General features: G+C 67.5%; 18 protein-coding genes. 12 read left to right on the forward strand and 6 right to left on the reverse strand.

Going from position 1 to position 21,554, the window contains the following annotated elements:
* Position 1: 1 nt before the first annotated feature.
* Both M3I56_RS25575 and M3I56_RS25580 read right to left on the reverse strand, forming a co-directional pair.
* Positions 2 to 697 (reverse strand): 4-carboxy-4-hydroxy-2-oxoadipate aldolase/oxaloacetate decarboxylase, encoded by a 696-nt coding sequence (locus M3I56_RS25575; RefSeq protein WP_254356295.1) that lies wholly within the window; start codon positions 695 to 697, stop codon positions 2 to 4.
* Positions 694 to 1,422: a PIG-L deacetylase family protein gene (locus M3I56_RS25580; RefSeq protein ID WP_254356296.1), complete on the reverse strand. Its 729-nt coding sequence runs from the start codon at positions 1,420 to 1,422 to the stop codon at positions 694 to 696. The genes M3I56_RS25575 and M3I56_RS25580 overlap by 4 nt, the downstream gene beginning before the upstream one ends.
* Before the next feature lie 197 nt (positions 1,423 to 1,619).
* On the opposite strand from M3I56_RS25580, the gene M3I56_RS41125 reads away from it, so the two are divergent.
* Complete coding sequence (locus M3I56_RS41125; RefSeq protein ID WP_302056994.1) at positions 1,620 to 1,817, forward strand: hypothetical protein; 198 nt, start codon at positions 1,620 to 1,622, stop codon at positions 1,815 to 1,817.
* Positions 1,818 to 2,083: 266 nt separating this feature from the next.
* Here the strand turns inward: M3I56_RS41125 and M3I56_RS25590 are convergent, their stop codons facing one another.
* Complete coding sequence (locus M3I56_RS25590; protein ID WP_254356297.1) at positions 2,084 to 2,752, reverse strand: O-methyltransferase; 669 nt, start codon at positions 2,750 to 2,752, stop codon at positions 2,084 to 2,086.
* Between the two features lie 468 nt (positions 2,753 to 3,220).
* Between M3I56_RS25590 and bcsB the strand changes: the two genes are divergently transcribed.
* From bcsB to bcsR, 9 genes are read left to right on the forward strand one after another with little or no spacing between them, the layout of a single operon-like run.
* A complete protein-coding gene (bcsB, locus tag M3I56_RS25595) occupies positions 3,221 to 5,599 on the forward strand; it encodes a cellulose biosynthesis cyclic di-GMP-binding regulatory protein BcsB (RefSeq protein ID WP_254356298.1) in 2,379 nt (792 codons plus the stop codon).
* 50 nt (positions 5,600 to 5,649) lie between these two features.
* On the forward strand, positions 5,650 to 6,939 hold the full coding sequence (bcsZ, locus tag M3I56_RS25600) for a cellulose synthase complex periplasmic endoglucanase BcsZ (protein ID WP_375541787.1): 1,290 nt from the start codon (positions 5,650 to 5,652) through the stop codon (positions 6,937 to 6,939).
* Positions 6,921 to 11,039, forward strand: a complete 4,119-nt coding sequence (locus tag M3I56_RS25605; protein ID WP_254356299.1) for a cellulose synthase subunit BcsC-related outer membrane protein — start codon at positions 6,921 to 6,923, stop codon at positions 11,037 to 11,039. Before bcsZ ends, M3I56_RS25605 begins: the two co-directional genes overlap by 19 nt.
* Positions 11,040 to 11,096: 57 nt before the next feature.
* A complete protein-coding gene (bcsE, locus tag M3I56_RS25610) occupies positions 11,097 to 12,950 on the forward strand; it encodes a cellulose biosynthesis protein BcsE (RefSeq protein WP_254356300.1) in 1,854 nt (617 codons plus the stop codon).
* Positions 12,951 to 12,959: 9 nt separating this feature from the next.
* On the forward strand, positions 12,960 to 13,163 hold the full coding sequence (locus M3I56_RS25615) for a hypothetical protein (RefSeq protein WP_254356301.1): 204 nt from the start codon (positions 12,960 to 12,962) through the stop codon (positions 13,161 to 13,163).
* On the forward strand, positions 13,160 to 13,987 hold the full coding sequence (gene bcsQ / locus M3I56_RS25620) for a cellulose biosynthesis protein BcsQ (RefSeq protein WP_254356302.1): 828 nt from the start codon (positions 13,160 to 13,162) through the stop codon (positions 13,985 to 13,987). The genes M3I56_RS25615 and bcsQ overlap by 4 nt, the downstream gene beginning before the upstream one ends.
* A complete protein-coding gene (gene bcsA / locus M3I56_RS25625) occupies positions 13,984 to 16,578 on the forward strand; it encodes a UDP-forming cellulose synthase catalytic subunit (protein ID WP_254356303.1) in 2,595 nt (864 codons plus the stop codon). The genes bcsQ and bcsA overlap by 4 nt, the downstream gene beginning before the upstream one ends.
* Before the next feature lie 39 nt (positions 16,579 to 16,617).
* Complete coding sequence (gene bcsG, locus M3I56_RS25630) at positions 16,618 to 18,204, forward strand: cellulose biosynthesis protein BcsG (protein WP_254356304.1); 1,587 nt, start codon at positions 16,618 to 16,620, stop codon at positions 18,202 to 18,204.
* On the forward strand, positions 18,204 to 18,413 hold the full coding sequence (bcsR, locus tag M3I56_RS25635) for a BcsR/BcsP family cellulose biosynthesis protein (RefSeq protein ID WP_254356305.1): 210 nt from the start codon (positions 18,204 to 18,206) through the stop codon (positions 18,411 to 18,413). The genes bcsG and bcsR overlap by 1 nt, the downstream gene beginning before the upstream one ends.
* A gap of 29 nt (positions 18,414 to 18,442) precedes the next feature.
* On the opposite strand, the gene M3I56_RS25640 is transcribed toward bcsR, so the two are convergent.
* The 3 genes from M3I56_RS25640 to M3I56_RS25650 are packed head-to-tail and all read right to left on the reverse strand — an operon-like array spanning position 18,443 to position 20,435.
* A complete protein-coding gene (locus M3I56_RS25640) occupies positions 18,443 to 19,330 on the reverse strand; it encodes an SAM-dependent methyltransferase (RefSeq protein WP_254356306.1) in 888 nt (295 codons plus the stop codon).
* Between the two features lie 12 nt (positions 19,331 to 19,342).
* Complete coding sequence (locus M3I56_RS25645) at positions 19,343 to 19,591, reverse strand: hypothetical protein (RefSeq protein WP_254356307.1); 249 nt, start codon at positions 19,589 to 19,591, stop codon at positions 19,343 to 19,345.
* Positions 19,539 to 20,435, reverse strand: coding sequence for a hypothetical protein (locus M3I56_RS25650; protein WP_254356308.1), 897 nt, complete (start codon positions 20,433 to 20,435; stop codon positions 19,539 to 19,541). Before M3I56_RS25650 ends, M3I56_RS25645 begins: the two co-directional genes overlap by 53 nt.
* A 79-nt stretch (positions 20,436 to 20,514) precedes the next feature.
* On the opposite strand from M3I56_RS25650, the gene M3I56_RS25655 reads away from it, so the two are divergent.
* Both M3I56_RS25655 and M3I56_RS25660 read left to right on the forward strand, forming a co-directional pair.
* Positions 20,515 to 20,856 (forward strand): helix-turn-helix transcriptional regulator, encoded by a 342-nt coding sequence (locus M3I56_RS25655; protein WP_254356309.1) that lies wholly within the window; start codon positions 20,515 to 20,517, stop codon positions 20,854 to 20,856.
* 259 nt (positions 20,857 to 21,115) lie between these two features.
* A complete protein-coding gene (locus M3I56_RS25660; RefSeq protein WP_254356310.1) occupies positions 21,116 to 21,553 on the forward strand; it encodes a GFA family protein in 438 nt (145 codons plus the stop codon).
* The last annotated feature ends 1 nt before the right edge of the window (position 21,554 follow it).

Below are 21,554 nucleotides of genomic sequence, written 5' to 3' on the forward strand. Positions count from 1 at the left end.
CTCAAGCGTCTGCCGGCGTGTCGACGTAGCGCAGACCCTTTTCGGCAAGGCGCTCGCGCATGCCGTAATAGTCGAGGCCGAGCGTGCCGCCCGCGAGCACCGCACGCGTCTTTTCTTCCTTGGCGAGGCGCGCCTGGGTCGCCTCCACGACCTTCGCCACCGTGGCGAACGGCACCACGACCACGCCGTCGTCGTCGGCCACGATGACGTCGCCCGGATGCACGATTTGCTGTGCGCACACCATCGGCACGTTCACCGAACCGAGCGTTTCCTTCACCGTGCCTTGCGCCGAAACGGCCTTCGACCACACCGGGAAGTCCATCGCCTTCAGTGCGCGCACGTCGCGGCAACCGGCGTCGATGATCAGGCCGCGTACGCCGCGCGCCGCGAGCGAGGTGGCGAGCAGTTCGCCGAAGTAGCCGTCTTCGCAGGGCGAGGTGGGCGCGGCCACGAGCACGTCGCCTTCGCGACACTGCTCCACGGCCACGTGCAGCATCCAGTTGTCCGAGGGCGGCATAAGCACGGTCACGGCCGGGCCCGCAATCGCGGCGCCCGAATAAATGGGCCGCAGATACGTGGCGAGCAGGCCGAGACGGCTTTGCGCCTCGTGCACGGTGGCCGTGCCGGCTTCCTTGAGGATTTCGATGTGACGCGCGTCGGCGCGCGGAATCTGGGTGACGACGACACCACGTTTCATGACAGATCTCCCACCACTGCGGGCGTCAGGCGCATATAGCCTTCCGCGTATTGAACGTCGCGCTTCGCCGTAATGCCGATGTTGCGCTTGGCCTGCACGCCGCGCTGTTGCGCGACACGCGTGTAGTACTCCCAAAGGTGTTCCTGGCCCGCCATGCATTCGATGGCGCGGCGCTTCACGTCCCACACTTCGGTGATGTCGAGGAAGGTGTTCGGAATCCACTCGCACTGCTCGGTCTGGTGCGGTTCGAACGCGTAGACCGGTGGCGCGCCGACGATCTTCTGCCCCGGATTGTGGCCCTCGGCCTGGGCGATGATGCGCGCTTCCTGCGCCACATGCATGGCGAGCGGGTGATCGAAGTTGTACGGGTCTTTCTGCGAGTGGCTCAGCACGAACGCGGGCTGCACGTCGCGATAGATGTCGACGAGGCGCAGGAGCGCTTCATCGGAAACGCGCAGCGGGTAATCGCCCAGATCGAAGAACTCGCATTCCGCGCCAAGAATCTCGGCGGCGGCGAGCGCCTCCTCGCGGCGCGCGGCTTTCACGTTCTCGATGGTCATGTCGGGGCCCTTGCGCCAGAGCTTCGCCGATTCGCCGCGCTCGCCAAACGAGAGGCACACCACTTTCACGCGATAGCCGTTCTTGTGCAGGGCAATCGCACCGCCCGCGCGCCATACGAAATCCGCGCTGTGCGCGCTGACCACGAGCATCGATTTTTCAGTCATTTCCGGTTCACCCGACGTCGATTATCACGAAGCCCCATTGTAGGTTTGGGCGCGCCGCGCGAACCAACGAAAGGACTGCAGAAAGGCATCGAATCTGCTTATCGACGCCGCATGGAACGCGCCTCGAAATCGGGCCGGGCCGCGTCTCGCCCATGCGGCGGCAAGCGCCGCGCGGCACATTGGTTGAGCGCGCAACGTTGGACGAAACCGCGCGCTCACCTGACGCGCTCAAGTCTTGTGGCCCCGAATTCCCCAACCTTTCGTACACCGCGAAGCTGATCGAGGACCAGCAGGCGCGCACCATTGGCGACGTGCTCTCGAACGATCCGGCCGTGCGCACCGCCTACGGTTACGGCAACTTCCTGCGCGCCGAGTACGACTTCCTGCCCGGCTGAGTCGGGCGCCCGAACACATTCGTCGCATAGCGCGCACCCAGATCCACAGTAGGGCGAGAAGTATTCGCCGTGCTCGTTCGTGTGGCGCGCGCCGCCCGTCACATACGCGGTCTGACGATGGGCGCGCCGCGCACCGTGCTGTTCTCGATGACGACGGACTTCTGACCGGCGATCGTCAGCGCGTAGCTAGACGGACGAAGGGCCTGGCAGTTCATCTGCCAGGCCCTTTTTGCTGTTGGCGTATGTGTGTGGGCAATCGACGTTTGTTACCCGCCCACCACCGTAATCGCAAAGCCGTCCCAGCCTTTGCTGCCCACCGTCTGCACAGCCGTGGTCGCGAGCCGTTTGTCGTTTCCAAGCATGTCGAAGTAGCGGCGCAAGCCGACCACGTCGTCCTCGTGATGCGCGGGGTCGGCCACGCGCCCTTCGCGCACCACGTTATCGGCCACGATCACCGTACCCGGACGCGAAAGCTTCAGCACGCGTTCGAGGTAGTTCGGGTTATTGCTCTTGTCCGCGTCGATAAACACGAAGTCGAACGGCGCCGCGCCTTGCGCGATGAGCGCATCGAGCGATTCGAGCGCGAGGCCCGTCACGACCGTCACCTTCGCATCGAGCCCGGCCCGCGCGATGTTCTCCCGCGCAATGGCCGCGTTTTCCGGGCTGAATTCGAGCGACACCATCGCGCCGTCGTCGGGCAGCGCGCGCCCGAGCCAGATCGCGCTATAGCCGCCGAGCGTGCCGATTTCCAGTATGCGTCGCGCGCCCTGAATGCGCGCGAGCAGATGCAGAAACTTGCCCTGATTCGGCGCCACGTTGATCGCGCGAAGGCCCGCCTTGGCGCTCGCCGCGAGCGCGCCGTCGAGCGCATCGTCGGGACCGATCAGCCGGTCGCAGAACCAGTCGTCCACTGCCTGCCACGTTTGCTCGTTCATCAACCTGCTCCGTTTCTGGATCAAGCCGCCAAGATTACCTCACCCGCTCGCGACACTGCACAAGCGAGAGATTGTTGCGCGCCTCAACGATACGGCATCCTGATTAATTGAATGAACCGGAACGCTGACTTTCGGCACACCACCTCCGGCGCCCGCGTTGCGCAATCGCAATGTCGCCGCGCTTTGTTGCGCGCACAGGAATTGTCAAGCGCTCCAACCTGCCGGCCCAACCCACGCGCCCAACTGTCAAACCGGTCGCCAGGCCGCGCCAGCCCGTCATCTGCGCGCTTTACGCAACGGGCATAAACACGTGCATTCATAGGGCGCGATCCTCGGCTCTCCGCTAAACTCCACCCACATTGACGCCGTTTCGAGATAACGCCTGGCGGCACCACGCCGCCAATATCCCTGGTCGCTGTCTTTGCAAGATAAAGACAGGCACTGCGAAGAAAACAAAGGGCTGTTGCGATGCGACTCTCCGTTCAAGTTGGGCTGGGCGCACTCGTCGCCGGATTGCTGCTGGGGGCGAGCCTCTTCGCGGTGGACAAATCGGCTGTCGCGGCTACACAGACCGCGACGCCTGGAGCAAGCGACGTTCCCGCCGCGGCGCCAGTCGCGGCCTCTGCCACCTTGACCGGGCCCGCTGTCATCCAGACGGCCCCCGGCGCCGTCATTCCCGAGCCTGCCGCGTCGGCGCCGCTCGGGCAGCCGCGCACGCGCACGTTCACGCTGCGCCAGATGGGTGTGTACGGGCCCATCGCGTTGCGCGGGCTCGACCCCACCGCCGGCATGAGCGTCGATGTGCGCACCGACGAAGTCGTGACCGGCGCGAAGCTCAAGCTCGTCTACACCTACTCGCCCTCTCTGATCTGGTCGCTTTCGCATCTCAAGGTGTTTGTGAACGGTGAAGTCGTCGCCACGATTCCGCTCGTGAAGGAGACGGCCGGGCAACTCGTGACGAGCGAGATCGATCTCGATCCACGCCTCTTCAGCGACTACAACCGCATCAGCGTGCAGATGATCGCGCACTACACACTCGATCATTGCGAGGATCCTTATCACTCGAGCCTCTGGGCCGACGTGAGTCCCGAAACGTCGCTCACGCTCAATACGGCGGGCATCGTCCTGCCCGACAGCCTCGGGCTTTTGCCTGTGCCGTTCTTCGACCGCCACGACAACCGCCTCGTGCGTGTGCCCTTCGTGCTCGCCGCCAACGCGGGCGTGCCCGTGCTCCACGCGGCGGGCGTCGTCTCATCGTGGCTTGGCGCGCTCGCGAGCTATCGCGGCTCGCGCTTCCCGGTCTCGCGCACCGTGCCGCCCGACGCCAACGCCATCGCGCTCGTGCTGCCGGGCCAGGTGCCCACAGGGCTGAATCTGCCGGAAATCAAAGGCCCCACGGTCTCGGTCATGGCGAACCCGGCCGCGGATCCGCAGTCGGGCCGCAAGCTGCTCGTGCTCGCGGGCCGCACGCCCGAGGAACTCCTGAACGCCGCCTACGCGGTCGCGCTCGGCCAGGCCGGCATGGCCGGCAGCAGCGTGATGGTGAAATCGATCGATCTCGGCCCGGCGCGCGAGCCCTACGACGCGCCGAACTGGGTGCCCACCGACCGCCCTGTGCTGTTCCGCGAGCTGGTGACCGACCCGCAACAGCTCCAGGTGTCGGGCTACAACCCGCCCGCGATCCGCGTGAATCTGCGCGTGCCCGCCGACCTCTATGCGTGGGCGCGGGGCAACGTGCCGCTCGACATCCGCTATCGCTACACGGCGCCTTCCGCGTGGAACGACTCGGTGCTCAACGTGAGCATCAACGATCAGCTCGTGCGCTCGCAGCGGCTGCGGCCCGTCACGCGCGCCTCCGACGAAGCGCGCATCAACGTGCCGCTGCTTTCGGGCTCGGACACGCGCGCCGCCACCAATCTGGAAATCCCCGCATTCCGCGTGGGCAGCGACAACCAGTTCCAGTTCCAGTTTCATATCGATTCGCAGAAGACGGGGCTGTGCACCTCCACCGCCACCGATGTCGCGCGCGCAGCCGTCGATCCCGACTCGCTCATCGACTTCAGTGGCTTCGCGCACTACACGGCGCTGCCCAACCTCGCCTACTTTGCGAACAGCGGCTATCCGTTCACGCGCATGGCCGACCTTTCCGACACGGCCCTCGTGATTCCGGACCAACCCGACACGAAGGATCAGGAAGCCGTGCTCACGCTGCTCGGCCACATGGGCCAGTGGACCGGCCTGCCCGCGCTGCGCCTGACGATCGTGCCCGCCAGCCAGGTGGACAGCGTGCGCGACAGCAACCTGCTCGTGATCGGCTCGGGCTCAGGCGCGCAACTGCTCGAGAAGTGGGGCAAGGATCTGCCGCTTCTCATCGAGCGCGGCAGGACCGAGATAACCACGCGCGACCAGCGCAGCGGCTGGCCCGGCTGGCTTGGGGGCACCGAGGACGAGGACCCGACACCTTCGGGCCGCTCGATCGTCACGCTCGGCGGACCGATGGCGGCGCTGATCGGCTTCGAGTCGCCGCTCAAGTCGGGCAGGAGCGTGGTGGCGCTCGCCGCCACCTCGTCGGCGCAGCTCGGCGACGTGCTCGACGCGCTCCAGGACGGCGGCAAGATCTCGCAGATGCACGGCGATCTCACGCTCGTGCGCTCCGGTCAGGTGGAGGGCCTGCGCGTGGGCAACCGCTATTTTGTCGGCGATCTGCCGTGGTATGCGCGCGCCTGGGTGTTTATCTCGCGCTACCCGGCACTGATGGCGCTCGCGGGCATTCTGGCCGGTCTGATCGTTGCGCTCACCGTGTTCTGGGCGCTCGGCCGCATGGCCTCCCGCCGCTCCGGGACCTGACGATGCGCCCGGGCTTGGCTACGCTTGCGCCCGCTCTGGCGCCACGGCTCATGCGCTGGCTCGCGGCCGGCGCGCTCGCCTGCGCGCCGCTCGTGCCGCTTGCACCGCTCGCAACACTGGCGCTGCTGATGCCGGTTGCCACGGCACAGGCGGCCGCGCCAGCCGTCAATGCCAGCGCAGCAAAATCCGCCAGCCCCGCGGCCTGCGCCTGGCCCGCATGGAATGCGTTTCGCGGCACGCTGCTGAGCGCCGATGGCCGCGTGATCGACGCGAGCACGCCGCGCCAGGTGACCGTTTCCGAAGGGCAGTCCTACGCGCTCTTCTTCGCGCTGGTCGCGAACGACCGCGCGAGCTTCGACAAGGTCCTTACGTGGACCGAAAACAATCTCGCGCAGGGCGACCTCGCCACGCATCTGCCTGCATGGATCTGGGGGCGGCGCGACATCGGCGAGGACGGCAAGCCGGTTGCGGCGTCGGCAGCATCTGGCAGTTCAGGCGCCGCGCATGCCGGCGAGCCGCAGTGGGGCGTGATCGACAGCAACCCCGCCAGCGACGCCGATCTCTGGATCGCCTACACGCTGCTCGAAGCCGGACGCCTCTGGAACGAGCGCCGCTACACCGCGCTCGGCACGGTGATGGCCCGCAACATCGTGCGCGAGGAAACCGCCGTGCTGCCAGGTCTTGGCCGCACGGTGCTGCCGGGACCCGTGGGCTTTACGATCGGCAAGGACGGCTGGCGCCTGAACCCCAGCTACGTGCCGCTGCAGGTCATGCGGCGCTTCATGCTCGCGCTGCCGGAGGCGGGCGAATGGAAGGCGCTGCTCGCCTCGTCGGCGAGACTCGTCAACGAGACCGCGCCGAAGGGCTACTCGCCCGACTGGGTGGAATATCACGCGAAAGGCGGTTTCGCCCCCGACGCGCAAACGCACGCCGAAAGCGCCTACAACGCGATCCGCGTCTACCTGTGGGCCGGCATGCTCGCGGGCGACGACCCGCTGCGCACCAGCACGCTCGCCACCTTCAAGCCGCTCGCGGACTTCGTCGGCGCGCATGGTTTTCCGCCCGAGCGCGTCGACACGACCACGGGCACACCGGGGCCGAACGAGGGCAACGGCGGCTTTTCCGCCGCGGTCGCACCGTATCTGGCTGCGCTCGGCCGCAGCGATCTCGCGAACGCCCAGGCCGAGCGCAGCCGCACGCTCGCGCAGAAGTCGCCGCCTGGCTACTACAGCAGCGTGCTGATGTTGTTCGCGCTCGGCTACCTCGACGGGCTCTACCATTTCGACGCGCAAGGCCGCGTTGCCCCAGCATGGACGAGCGCATGCCCCACGCCGCGCTGAACGCCCTGGCGTCCGCCCGCCGCGCTGCCCATGTGCGCCGCGCGCGCCGTGAGGCGCGGCGCGCGGCTGCGCACGCTTTGCGAGGCGAGGCGGTTTCACGCACGCCGCAACGCTTGCTGCCGAACATCGCACCGCGTCTCGCACCAAAATTCGCACCGACACTCGCGCCGATCGTCGCGCTGCTCTTCGCGGCCTCGACGTATCTGGCCTCGGCGCAGGCCAGCCCGCAGCCAGCGGCCAACGCCGCCACGCCCGCCGCCCAGGCCGCGCAGCTGCTCTCGGCCGCGCGCATGTGGGAAGGCAAGAATCGTCCGGATATCGCACGCGGGCTCGTGAAAAAAGCGCTGCTGTTCGACCCGCAGCAGCCCGAGGCGCTCGCTTTGCTCGGCGAAATCGAGCTGCGCTCGAACCGCCCGGCGGAAGCCGCGAAAATCCTCGCGCAGCTCAAAAAAATCGCGCCCAATGCGAGCGCAACGAAAGAGCTCGACGACGCCTACCGCGTCGCCACGAGCGGCAAGATGGAGATGGCCCAGATCCGCCTGCTCTCGGCCGCCGGCAAGAGCGAGGAAGCTTCGGCGCGCCTGCTCAAGCTGTTTCCGAACGGCGCGCCCGCGGGCGATCTCGCGGGCGACTACTACCGCATCCTGGCCGGCACGACCGCGGGCCGCGCGCAGGCGATCAGCGAATTGCGCACGCGCGTGAAGCAGAATCCGAACGATCCCCGCCTCGCGTTGATCCTCGGCGACCTGCTCACCGACCGCGCCGACACGCGCATGGAAGGCCTCAACCTCATCTATCACGTGTACCAGCGGCAGGACAGCAACCGGGCGTTCGCGCTCGAACTGTGGCGGCGCGCGCTCGCGAGCGCCGGGCACGACGATCCCGCCTATTACGTGTGGTATCTGCGCTATCTGCAGGAAGTGCCCGACGACTCCGACGCGAAGCAGACCGTCGCCGATCTCGGCAAGAAGCTCGGTTCGAAGGGCCAAGCGCAGGCGCAAGCACTGGCGCAGAACCCATCGGCCGTCATTAGCGCACCGCCTGGCACGGCCGCGGGCAACGCGCGAGCGTCCACCCAGGCGCGTGCACGCCCCCGTCCCGGCCCCGGCGCCGCCGATCGCGCGCGCGGCCTTGCACAACTCGATCGCGGCGATCTCAAGGACGCCGAAACCTCGCTGCAAAGCGCGCAGCGCGCGAACCCCAACGACGGCGAAACCATCGGCGCGCTCGGTCTCGTGCGGCTGCGCGAAGGCCGCCACGACGAGGCGCGCGAGCTGTTCGCGCGCGCCCTCAAGCTCGACCCGGACAACGCCGGCAAGTGGCGCAGCCTCGAAAAGACGGCCACCATCTGGGGCACCATTGCGAAGGCACGCGAGGCGAATTCGCAGGGCAAACCGGAAGAAGCCGAAACACTCGCGCGCGAGGCGCTCAAGCTCGATCCGGGCAACACGACCGCCAGCGATATCCTCGGCAACGCGCTCATTGCGCAGAAGAAGTGGCCCGAAGCCGAAGCCGTGCTGCGTCCGCTCGTGAACGCGCCGAAGCCCGACATGGATGCGCTGCGCGGCCTCGTGACGGTGCTGCGCGAGACGGGACGCGAAAGCGAGATCGAGCCGCTCATCGCGGCCACGACGCCGCGCGTAAGCGGCTCGAGCGCCGAGCAAAAGCAGTTGCACGCGGAACTGCTCTCGATTCAGGCGGACCAGCTACTGGCGGACAACCGCAAGAGCCCGGCCATCGCTAAACTCGAAGAGGCCGTGCGACTCACGCCCGACGACGCATGGACGCGCTTCACGCTCGCGCGCCAATACCGCGACCTCGGCCTGCCCGCACTAGGCCGCCAGGTGATGGAAGACGGCCTGAAGGTCTCGCAGGCGCCCGACATGCGCTATGCCACAGCGCTCTATCTGAATTCCGTAGACGACGTCGATGCCGCCGCCGCGCAGCTCGACGCCGTCCCCGCAGCCGAGCGCAGCGAAGGCATGCGCGAACTGATGGGCAATCTCGCCGCGCAGAAGAAGATCGCGCAGGCCCGCCAGCTCATCGCTCAGGGCAGGGAAGACGAGGCGCGCGCGCTGCTCGATTCCGCGGCCGCCGACGCGAACGCGGCCAACGACCCGCAGATGCTCGCCACGGTCGGGCGCGAGTGGATCGCGATAGGCGAGCCGGACCGGGGCCTCAAGCTCGTGCAGGACTGGCTCGCGGCGCACCCCGACGACCCGGCGGCGAACGGCGCGCGCGTACGCTACGGCGAGCTGCTGGCGGCGGCCAACCGCGACGACGCGTGGGCGAACTGGATCGACGCCACGCGCGATCAGCCCGGCATCACCGAGGAGCAACTGGCCAGTCTCGACGACCAGGAGCTGCGCCTCGTCGCGCGCGAAACCGACCGTCAGATCGAGGCGGGCGACTTGACGGGCGCCCGCCATACGCTCGACGCCGTGCCCGACCGCCTGAAGACGACCAAACGCTGGCTGCTCGAAGACGTCGATCTGCGCGAAGCGAAGGGCGACTACAAGGGCGCGATGGCGTCGGCGCAGAAGGTGCTCGTGACGCAACCCGACGACGCCGATGCACGCCTCGCCGTTGCGCGTATGCTGGAGCGCATGGGCCGAGACCGGGAGGCCGCCGACATGGTGCGCGCAGTGCTGGCCGACACCGCGGAGAACGACATCGACACGCGCCTTGCCGTGGCGCGGCGCTTCACCGCGCTCGGGCTGAACGACGAGGCTTCCGCCGTGGTCGATCCGTTGCGCGAGCAGTATCCGGACAACCCGGACATTACGATCCAGGCGGGGCGCATTGCGCAGGCGCGCGGCAACTACAACGAAGCCGCGAGCCTCTATCGGACCTCGCGCACGCAGGAAGTGGCCGAAGGCACGCAGCCCGACGCCGACGGCACGACGTCGGCAGGCCGAGCGCTGCAAAGCCTGGAAGACCGCAAGCAGGGGCAGGTCGCGACCGGATGGTATCAGTCGAACCTCTCGGGCGACCCCGGCATTTCCGAGCTGCACGCCACCGAAGTCCCGCTATACGTTCGCATTCCTGATGGCTATACGGGCCACTATTTCTTCCACGCCGATACGGTCTATCTGAACGCGGGCACGCTGCCCGGCAACGACCTCGACATCGCGTACAAGTACGGCAAGATCGCCGCGCTCGGCAACGCCGGGCTCGGATCCGTCAACGAGACCGCGACGGGCGTCGCGCTCGCGGCGGGTTACGAGTTCAGCGGTGCGAACAATAGCTGGCGCGCCGACATCGGCAGCACGCCGGTGGGCTTCCCGATCACGAGCGTGCTGGGCGGCATTCAGTACCGCCACGACTTCCAGAGCGGTTCGTCGCTCTCGCTCGACGTCTCGCGCCGTCCTGTGACCGCCAGCCTGGTTTCCTATGCGGGCGGCATCGATCCGGTCACGGGCGAGAAATGGGGCGGCGTGGTGCGAAACGGCTTCACCGTGCGCGGCGCGCAGGACTTCGGGCCCGGCACGATCTTCACGAGCATTGGCTTCGGGCTGCTGACCGGCACCAACGTGGAGACCAACCAGGAGTTCAAGGTTCGCAGCGGCTACGACTGGTCGGTGTTCAAGCGGCCCGACCAGATCGTGTCGAGCGGCCTCACGCTCAACTACTGGAAATACTCGAAGAACGAACACAACTACACGTTCGGTAACGGCGGCTACTACAGTCCGCAAAGCTATTTCTCGGTCAGCATTCCGCTCGACTGGACTGGCCGCTACAAGAAGCTTTCCTGGGAGATCGACGGATCGGTGGGCATGTCGTTCACGAACGAGAACGAGTCGCCGTTCTACCCGACGCGGCCCGGTCTGCAGGCCCAGGCGCTCGCGTTCATGAGCGCCAACAACCTCGGCTCGCCGTTCTTCGGCGGCGGCTCGGGCGGCGGCTTCAGCTATACGGTCGAAGCGGCGGCCGAATATCGCGTGACGCCGCACTTCGTGGTGGGCGGCCGCTTCCGGCTCGACCGCTCGCGCGACTATGCGCCGAACGTGGGCGTGCTCTACCTGCGCTATTTCTTCTCGCCGCAGAAGGGGCCGGTGCCGTTCCCGCCGCGGCCGGTCGTCCCATATTCGGCCTACTGACATGGCCACTGAACGAGCGCACATGACAACGATGAAACTCGCGAGACGAGCGACACGATGAACGATCCCGCCACCCTCCCCGCTGCGCCCGCCGGCGCCGGCCGCGATACGCGCCGCTCGCTGTTCTCGCGGCTCGCGCGCCGCGAGCCGCTCGCGATCGACGGCCTGCCGCCCTCGCTCGCTTCGCTCGGCGCGGGCCAGGTGCACGTGGTCTACGCGAGCGCCTCGCCCGCGCGCGACGCGCTTTTCTGGCAAACCGCCGCCGCCGCGCTCATGGGTCCCGCCACCGTCCTTTCCACGCGCGACGGCGCGAGCCTCGCGGCCGCGCTGCGCGATCATGGCGTCGATCTCGACAAGAGCGGTTCGACGCATGCGTGGGCAAACGTATGCGCGCTGCGCCCGCTCCCGGAGCGTGACGGCGCGCAGGTGCTGATCGAAGCGCTCAACGCGCTCGCCGAGCAGTGCGCCGCGCCCGAAAGCCAGTTCTTCATCGAAGGCGCGGAGGCGTTCTTCAACTGGCAGGACCCCGCCGCGCTCGCAGGTCAGGGCGCGCAGCTCGCGGGCTGGTGCGCGCAGCATCGTTACGGCGTGCTGATCGTGGCAGCGCCGCCCGGTCTCGGCGACGATCAGGAACATCCCGAGCTGGCCGCCTTCCAGGCGCGCTTCGCGGGCGCCGCACAATTGCACCAGGTGCAGGGGCAGTATCACTGGGAAGTCGCGTTCTGGCGCGCGGGCGACGCCGTGCACGGCAGCCAGAGCGTGCCGCTGCGTTTTTCCGCCGCCGATCACCGGCTCACGGTTTCCGGCGGCACCTTTGAAACCGAGATCGGCGAGGCGGGCCTGCTCGCGCCCGACGAAGGCCGCGTGATCGTTTCGCGCGACGCCATGTTGCACGAGCGCGTACTGCCGCAGGCCTGGCAGATCGTCGATAACAACGAGTCCGCGGTGGCCGCCGCGCGCACCTCGGTCGCGGCCACGGTGATTCTCGATTTCAGCGTGAACCGCGACCTCGAAACGCTCGCGGAGCAGGTGCACACGCTGCGCCTGCAGTGCGGCGAAGCGCTCAAGATCATCGTGCGCGAAGACGCCGTGGCCATGCGCTACGAGTCGCTCATGCTCAACCTCGGCGCGAACCGCGTGGTCGCGCGGCAGACGCCGCTCGCGCAGGTCGAGGCCATCGTCGACAGTCTGCTGGGCCAGGTGTATTCGCGGCCCATGCCTGCCGATTACCGTGCGGCGCTCGCCGCCGTAGTGCATGGCGAGGAGAGCGGTTACGTGGGCGCGGCGCACTTCGTCGAACTCGTGGGCGCGGCGGTGGAGCGCAGCCGCGTGATCCAGCTGCCGAGCGTGCTGATTCGCCTCGCGCTGATGCCGGAAGTTGCCCACGTGGATGCGCTCAAGGCGTGCCATCTGCGCCGCGCGGGCGACATCGTGACGGCGAGCGGCGACAGCCTCTACGTGTTCTTCTTCGCGTGCCGCATGAGCGACGCCGACGCCGTGTGCCAGCGCGTGTTCCAGCGGCCGCTCGCCGAGCTGTTCCAGGGCGAGGAGCGCTACGGCGACGGCCGCGCGATCACGGAGGCGCTGGACACGCTCGCCGAGGAAATCGACACCTCGCCGCCGCCCGACTATTCGGGCTGGCTCGCGCTCAACGAGGGGCAGCCCGCCGCGCCCGCGGCCGTTTCGGTGCAGGCCAACGGCCAGACCGTGCCTCCGGCGGCGGCTTCCTCGATCGCGCCGGGCGCAGCAACGGCAGCAACGAGAGAAACCGCGGCACCGGAACCCGCAGTGCCAGTCAACATCGCTCCCATAAACGGCGACCTGTTGCCCGCGCTCGACCCCGCCGCGCGCACCGACAACGCGAAACCGCGAGCAGCGCCGCAGCGCGCGCCGCTGCCGCTCAAAGCATAGGAGAGCGACATGAACGTCTTCCTCGGTTACTTCGTCTGGGGCTTGATACTGGCCGTGCCGCTCTACTGGATCGGCTGGCGCCTGCGTCTTGCGCGCTTCGTGCCCATGTGGCTGCGCCCCGCGCGCTCGCGCCCGCTCCAGCTCCCGCCGCAGGTCGACGCCCTGCTGATTCGCGGCCAGCGCCGCTTCAGCCAGACGGGGCCGCGCCGATGAAAACCATCGCCATCGTCTCCAGCGTGGGCGGTGCGGGCCGCACCACCCTCACCGCGGCGCTCGCCGGCCTGCTGGCGGCGCGCGAACATGTTGCGCTGGCCGCGGAATGCGACCCGCGCAACGTGCTGGCGCTCCATTTCGGGCTGCGCGAGAGTGCGCGTGAAGGGCTCGTCACGCATCTGTCGGGCGGCCCCGGCGACGCCTGGTCGCGGGCCGCGCTGCAAAGCGACGACGGCGTGCTCGTGCTGCCGTGGGGCAGCCTCGCTAATGGCAATGCATCCGACGACTCGCGCGACGACGATGCCAGCGCCCTGCTCGACGCCCGCCCCGGCTGGCTGCGCGAACTGCTCGCCCGCGTGGACCTGCCGGCGCATACGATCGCGCTCGTCGATGCGGGCACGTGGCCCTCGGCGCACGCGCGCCAGGCGATCGATGCCGCGGACCTCGTGCTCGGCATTCTCACCCCCTGCGCCAGCGCGTGCGCGACGCTGCCGCGCCTGATCGCCGCGCTCGTGCGCGCACAGAAGCGCAGCGTGTTCGTCGCCAATGCGGTGGTGCCCGCGCGCCAGTTGCACATGGACGTCGTTGCGCTGCTGCGCGCGCGCCTCGGCGCCGCCATGCTCCCGTATCTCGTGCATGCGGACACCGGCGTGCCCGCCGCGCTCGCCGCCGGCGAAAACTTCTGCCTGAGCGCACCCAGCTCGCAGGCCGCGCATGACCTTCACGGCATCGCCTCGTGGCTCTCGCACTGGAGCACGGGCGCGAGCCTCGACGCACCCGACGAACTGCTCGCGCAACACGTTGCGCGCGGGAGCACGCCATGATCCGCGAGCGCATCGTCGCCCTGTGGACGGCGTTCTGGACCTCACTGCGCCGCCTGAGCGCGCCCGAGTTCAATCTCGCGCCCGATGCGCCGGGCGGCCAGTGGCTGCTGCGCGCCTTCTTCCGGCCGCCGCGCCCAGGCCAGCGCGACGTGCCCGCGCTCGCCTTCGCGCGGATCGGCCAGGACATCGGCCAGCGGCTGAACATGGGCCGCGACCGCAGCGTCGGCGCGTGGCTCCTGCGCATCTTCCTGCGCCCGCGGCGCGCGCGTCAGCGTCTCGCCGCCGATCTGCGCAAGCTTCACAAGGCGCCGCAAGGACACCATCGCTTCGCGCTGCGCGCATGGCTCGACAGGCGGCTCGAACCCATCTATCGCCGCGCCTCGCGCGCGAGTGCCGCAGTCGGTGCGCGCCTGCCCGACGTGCCGTGGGAAGGCATCGAGCAGCAGCTCGAGAAGCTTTCGGCGGCGCTCGACAACGTGCCCTACCTTCGCCAGGGCCTGCTGTGGCTCGCGTTCGTCGCGGCTGTCGCCGTGTGCACGACGCCGCTGCCGTTCGCCGGCCAGGTGCTGCTGTTCCTGCTCGTGTACGTCGTGGTGATGATCGCGCGCCGCCTGCCGGGGCGCCTCGCCACCATGCTCATGGTGATGCTCTCGATCCTCATGACGGGCCGCTACGTCTGGTGGCGCAGCACGCAAACGCTGCATCTTTCGAGCCCCGCCGAGGCCATCGTCGGCTACATCCTCTACGCGGCCGAGCTTTATACGTGGATCGTGCTGATCTTCGGGTATGTGCAGACCGCCTGGCCGCTGCGCCGCAAGCCGCAGCCGTTGCCCGACGACCCGGCCGACTGGCCGACCGTCGACATCTACATTCCGACCTACAACGAATCGCTTTCGGTAGTGCGGCCAACCGTGTTCGCGGCAAACTCGATCGACTGGCCGCGCGACAAGCTGCGCGTCTACATTCTCGACGACGGCGACCGCGACGAATTCCGCGACTTCGCGCGCGAGGCGGGCGTGGGCTACCTGCGCCGCGACGAACACACGCATGCGAAGGCCGGCAACATCAATCACGCGATGCCGCTCACGCAGGGCGAGTACATCGCGATTTTCGACTGCGACCACATTCCCACGCGCTCTTTCCTGCAAACGACCGTGGGCGTCTTTCTCGCCGATAAAAAATGCGCGATGGTGCAGACGCCGCATCACTTCTTCTCGCCCGATCCGTTCGAGCGCAACTTCGACACCTTCCACCGCGTGCCCAACGAAGGCAGTCTCTTTTACGGGCTGATCCAGGACGGCAACGACTTCTGGGACGCCACGTTCTTCTGCGGCTCGTGCGCGGTCATCAAGCGCTCGGCGCTCGAGCACATTGGCGGCATCGCGACCGAGACCGTGACCGAGGACGCCCACACCTCGCTGCGGCTGCATCGCCACGGCTATACGTCGGCCTACCTGCGCACCGTGCAGGCGGCGGGCCTCGCCACCGACAGCCTCGCCGACCACATCGGCCAGCGCATCCGCTGGGCACGCGGCATGACGCAGATCTTCCGCGTCGACAATCCGTGGATCGGCAAGGGGCTCTCGTTCTTCCAGCGCATGTGCTACAGCAACGCCATGCTGCACTTCTTCTACGGCTTCCCGCGGCTCATCTTCCTCGTGATGCCGGGCGCGTACCTGTATTTCGGACTGCACGTGATCAACACGCCCGCGCCCGTGATCCTCGCTTACGTGGTGCCGTATCTGGTGATTGCCGCGATTGCCAACTCGCGCATCCAGGGACGCTACCGGCACTCGTTCTGGGCCGAAGCCTATGAGTCCGTGCTCGCGTGGTACATCGTGCTGCCCACCACCATGGCGCTCATCAATCCAAAGCTCGGCAAGTTCAACGTGACCTCGAAGGGCGGCCATATCGAGCACGAGTATCTCGACTGGACGATTTCGAAGCCCTATCTCGTGCTGCTCGCGATCAACCTGTGCTCTGTGCTCGCCGGCATCGGCCGCCTCACGATCTGGCAGTCCGAGGAGCCCGCCACCGTGTTCATGAACCTCTTCTGGGCCGGCGTGAATCTCACCATTCTCGGGCTCGCGCTCGGCGTGGCCAAAGAGGCGAAGCAGGTGCGCGTGGCGCACCGCATTCCGCTGCGCGTGCCCGCCATGCTCACGCTGCCCGACGGCCGCACGCTCGCCTGCAAGACCGAGAACTATTCGATGGGCGGCCTCGGCCTCATGCTGCCCGCCGATGCCGTAGCGAAGCTCGAGCCCGGCGAGCGCATCAACGTGACGCTCGCGCGCGGCGTGCTGGAGCACGACTTCCCTGCCGTGGTCGCGCGTCTGGCCGACCGGCGCCTCGGCGTGCGCTTCGTCGGCATGACGGTGGAGACGGAGCGCAAGCTCGTGGAATGCACGTTCGGCCGCGCCGATGCCTGGCTCGAATGGGAGGACGTGCCGCCCTCCGACGCGCCGCTGCACGGCCTCGTTCAGTTGATCGAGCTGAGCTGGCAAGGCTACATGCGCCTCATCGATGCGTTCTTCGACGCGCTGGAAAACTTCTTCACGCGACGCCGGGCTGGCCAGGTCCGCCAGCCCTGATAACCGGAACCACCGCTATACCCTGGAACACGAAACACTATGGGTCTCTGGAATCTTTACTTCCTCGCCAAGCTGTACCTCTACTCGATCGGCACGCTCAAGCCCGAGTGGTGGATGAACTTCGCTTTCGTCATCCTGCTGCTCGTGCCGCTGCACAACCGGTGGCTGCGTGTCGCGCGCGATGTAGTCGCCGTGATCGTGGGCATCGCCATTGCGTACCACGAGTCGAGCATGCCCGATATCGGCCGGGCGATCTCGCAGATCCCCGTGCTCCTCACCTTCACGCCCTCGTACATGTTCGAGCTCACGCGGCGCGTGATTTCGCTTTCGATGGTCGTGTCGGCGGCGATCGCCGTGCTGCTCTACTTCCTCATCAACCGCTGGGTGCGCGTGACGACGCTCGTGCTGATCGCGCTCGTCGTCATGCCGGTCTGGCAGGGCGTGGGTTCATTCGTGGCGAACGCCACTGCCAACGCTTCACTTGCGAGCAACGGCGACGAGGACGGCGGCACGGGCAAGAAGCGCGACGAGCAGTCGGGCAGCTACGACCAGCAGCTCGCGGCGTTCCGCGCCAACGAGGAAGGCCGGCACGTGAACTTCACGCCGCTCACCACCGATGCGAACGCGCAATTCGACATCATCGTGGTGCACATCTGCTCGCTCTCGTGGGACGACATGGATGTCGTGAAGATGCGCAACAACCCGCTCTTCTCGCGCTTCGACTACATCTTCCAGAACTTCAGTTCCGGCGCGAGCTATAGCGGGCCCGCCGCAATCCGCGTGCTGCGCGCGAGCTGCGGGCAGGAACCGCACAAGGCGCTCTACGACCCCGCACCGCCCGAGTGCCACCTGTTCGTGCAACTCGCGCAAGCGGGCTACAAGCCGCAGGCGCTGCTCAACCACAACGGCCGCTTCGACAATTTCCGCAGCACGGTGACCAATGAAATCGGCGTGCCGGGCGTGACGATTCCGTCGAACGACGGCCTGCCGGAAGCGATGAAAGAGTTCGACGGCTCGACACTGGTCGGCGACTACGACGTGCTCGCGCGCTGGTACAAGCAGCGCATCGCCGCGGGTGGCGGCCCGGTCGCGCTCTACTACAACACGGTCTCGATGCACGACGGCAACCGCCTGCCGCCTCCGAACACCAATCTCACGAGCCTGCAGTCGTACCCGATCCGCCTGCAGAATCTGCTCGGCGACGTCGACAAGCTGATCAATCTCGTCGCGCAATCGGGTCGGCGCGCCGTCATCGTGTTCGTGCCCGAGCACGGCGCGGCGCTGCGCGGTGAAGAGAACCAGATTGCCGGCATGCGCGAGATCCCCACGCCGAACATCGTCCACGTGCCGGTGGGCGTGAAGGTGGTGGGTCTGCCGGCCGGCAGCGAGCACACCGGCGGCGTGACGACGATCGACACGCCCACGAGCTATCTCGCGCTCGCGCAGTTGCTGTCGAATCTCGTGGCGCACAGCCCGTTCGCCACCGGCGCGCCGCCGCTCGCACAGTATGCGAACAACCTGCCGCAAACGCGCATGGTCGGCGAAAACGAAGGCACGGTGACGATGACGACGCCCACCGGTTATGTGATCCATACGCCGGACGGCGTGTGGGTGGAGGGCAGGTAATGGCGATACGCTTGTGGGGGGCCGGCCGGCGTTTGCGCAGTGGTCCCGCGCTGCCGGGCGATATCGATGCGCTCGCGCGTCTCGTCGAGGGCGTGGACCGCGACCGTTATCTCGACGTTCAGGCCGAGGACGCCTGGCAGGCGGCCGCGAAGCGCTGGCCGCTCGTGGCAGCCGTGCTGGAGCTGCCGGTTGCAGGGGAAAAAGGCTGAGTTAGCGCGAACCCGCCTCTGCGGCGCGATCAGGATCCGCCTTGCTCCACGCGTTGCGCGAGGACACAGCGCTCCAGCGGCATGCAGGTCAGCGAGCGGCCCGTGGGTGCGATGTAGCGCCGTTCGAATGCCTCGGGTTCGGGATGGTCGAGCACGCGCCAGCCGTAGGTCGCGAGAAACGCGGGCAGCGTCTGCGGATCGAGGCCGAAGCGCCAGATCCGCTGCCGCTCCACGAAACGTCGATACATGGCCGGCGCGCCGTAAAGCTCGCGGCCTTCGAGAAAGTCCTGGCGCACGTAGGTCAGCGCGAGCCGGCTGCCCGGCGCGGCCGTCGAAAGAAAATCGAGTGTCGTGCGCACGCTAGCTTCGTCCAGATACTGCGTGACACCTTCCCAGATGAAAAACGTGCGCCGCGTGCGTTCGTAGCCCTGCATGGCGAGCGCCGCCGCGATGGGTTCGTGCTCGAAGTCGATCGGAACGAGCCTGACATGCACAGGCACGTTGCCAAAGCGGGCCGCTACCCGCCGCCGCTTCGCCTCGATGTTCGCGGGCTGGTCCAGCTCCCATGCGGGCAGCGCCGGGCCAGGCTCCCGTCCTGGCCGGAAAACACGCGTATCGAAGCCCGCGCCCAGGTTGACGAGCGCCTCTACGGGTGCCGACGCGTCCTGCAGTGCCTCGTCGATATAGCGCTTGCGGCACAGCATGCCGCCCCAGAGGCCGGGATATTTCCGCTCGGTCGCCTGCATCATCCAGCCTGCGGTGCGCGGGCCACAGCAGGCCAGAAACGCTCGCGCCGCGACCGGCAGAAAAGCGGCGGCAAGCGCATCGTCGACGATGCGCTCCGCGCGCGGCAGCTTTTGCTCGACGGCGACCAGCGTAGTGGGACCCGTGCCGGTGCGCGCCGCTTCGCGGGTCATCGCGCCAGTTCCTCAGTGATCCTGATGATCCATCATCTGACGCGCCTGGACTTCGGTAACCGTATCGAACAACGCCTCGGCACGCGCCAGTTCGTCCAGCGCGTGGTCGAGCCGCGATTGCGCGGCGCCATAGCCAAGCGGCGCTGCGACGTAGTCATGGGCATCGGCACGCAGGGCGCGAAATGCCCGGTCGACGTTGCGGCTCGCCTCAAAAAAGCGTTGCGCGGCCTCGGCCTCTTGTGAAGGGATGTGAATCGCCATGGAAGAGTTCCATTGTGAGCTGCGTCCAGTCTCCCGCCCGGGAGACGTGGCGCGTTCTTGCGCCGCCAAGCCGTGAAGACGCCGTGTGCTCGGCAGGCGGCACGTCGAAGAGATCGCGCGTGACGCCGCGCGCTTGCTGCGCGCAGGCCTCGCTGCGCACGCGTTTGGTGAGATCTGCGTAGGTGTCGAAGTCGCCCATGCGCGACGCCTCGTGAATGGCCGCGAGGTCGCGTGCCTTGACGAGCGTGGGCTGCGTGAGCCGCACGAAGTACGGCGCCTCCAGTTCCGCCGTGAACACCAGCGGATGGCTTTTGCCGCCCGCCTGGGCGGCGCGCTCGACGCAATCCACCACCACCGTGCCCTGCGAGCGTCCTGGCGGCTTCCCCGTGCTCACGCTGCGCAGCCGCTCCGGAACCACCCGCAGCGAACTGCCGACGCTCAGTTCAGTTGGCGAGACGCACACGAGCGCGTAGTGATGCTCGCGCGCGGCGCCCGAGGGCAGCGTGGCGCTGCTCGTGACGAACACGTGCTGCGGAAGCTGGCGCACCTGGCCGCTCGCATCGACCCACGCATTCCAGACGACCACGCCGGCACGCTTGCCGCGCTTGTCTTGCGTGGCGCGCGGGCGGCTTGCCGCCGGCGAGAACAGGGCGAGAAGCGAACCGGTGCGCAGCGCGGCGACTTGAGCGCTGCTGCCGAGCGACTGGCCGATGCCCCACAGGAAGCGCCCGCCACCCTGCCGACGCTCCCACTCCTTGCGCAGGATCAGTGTGGGGAGATCAACGCCAGCCTCTGGCCCGATGCGGGACCAGCAAAACGTGGGCGGTAGGTGTTTCAGTGCCATCGACTTCCTCGGATTGCAGCCGCCCGCCAATTTTGGCAGGCAATTCAATAACCGTTACTGTATAGGTATAATGCATGACATGGAAGCCCCAGATACTTATTTTCCGGTGCAGGAACTGCTGCGGCGGTTATCGGACGATTCACGCTCTGCCAGCGAAATTGCGCGGCTTTCCGGAGTCAGCCAGCCTACTGTCTCGCGTCTTCGCACGTCGAACGGGTGGCGGGTACGCCGGAGCGCGTCATTCAATAAGCTATGCAGTTTCTATGGCGTGCAGGCGCCGCCGTCCAGTCGGCACGCGGCCGCCTACAACGAATTGCTGCGCAATGCGATCGTCGAGGCGTGGGACGGCTCGGAAGAGCACGGCCGCGCGCTGCTCGTCGTCATCAAGGGATTGAAGGAACTGCGGGAACGGGCCGCGTAGATTCGCCTGGGTGGGCTTAGGCGGTGTGTTGTGCACGAGGGCGCGAAAGGTAACCATCCATGGGAAATTCGCCGCGAATTTCGAGGCTACAGGGCCGCCACGAACCGTGCGGAGGCCATGACCGGCCGGCCAATCCCCATATGTGGCGACCTTTGCGTTTCCCTGTGCCGCGGGTGACTCAAACGTATGATGTGAGTGCACACACGCCAGCCGTCCGTGTGCAATGTTCGATACTTGCCACCAAAGCGCCGCCTCCATCATGTCCGCCGACACTGCCCCCACCCACACGAATGCTCCCGCCACGCTGCGCGGCCAGTGCCTTTGCGGCGCCGTGCGCTACGCGGTAGCCGATGCGTTCCGCTACGCGTTCCATTGCCACTGCTCGCAGTGCCGCCGTGCCACGGGTTCCGCGTTCAAACCGTTCGCGGGCATCGAAAGCGAGGCGCTGCGACTCACCGGGGGCGCAGGGCAGACACTGGTCTACGGCGATCCGCAGGCCGCCCACGACGTGCATTGCGGCCGCTGCGGCTCACTGCTCTATTCAGTCGTGCGCGAAGGAGCGTATGTGCACGTGACGCTCGGCACGCTGACCGATCCGCCGGACATCCGCCCCGCCGGCCATATCTTCGTGCGCTCGAAAGCGCCGTGGTTCGAGATTGCCGACTCGCTGCCCCAGTACGACGAATTCCCGCCCTGAC

The sequence above is a fragment of the Paraburkholderia sp. CNPSo 3281 genome (assembly GCF_024206515.1).
GTDB lineage: Bacteria > Pseudomonadota > Gammaproteobacteria > Burkholderiales > Burkholderiaceae > Paraburkholderia > Paraburkholderia nodosa.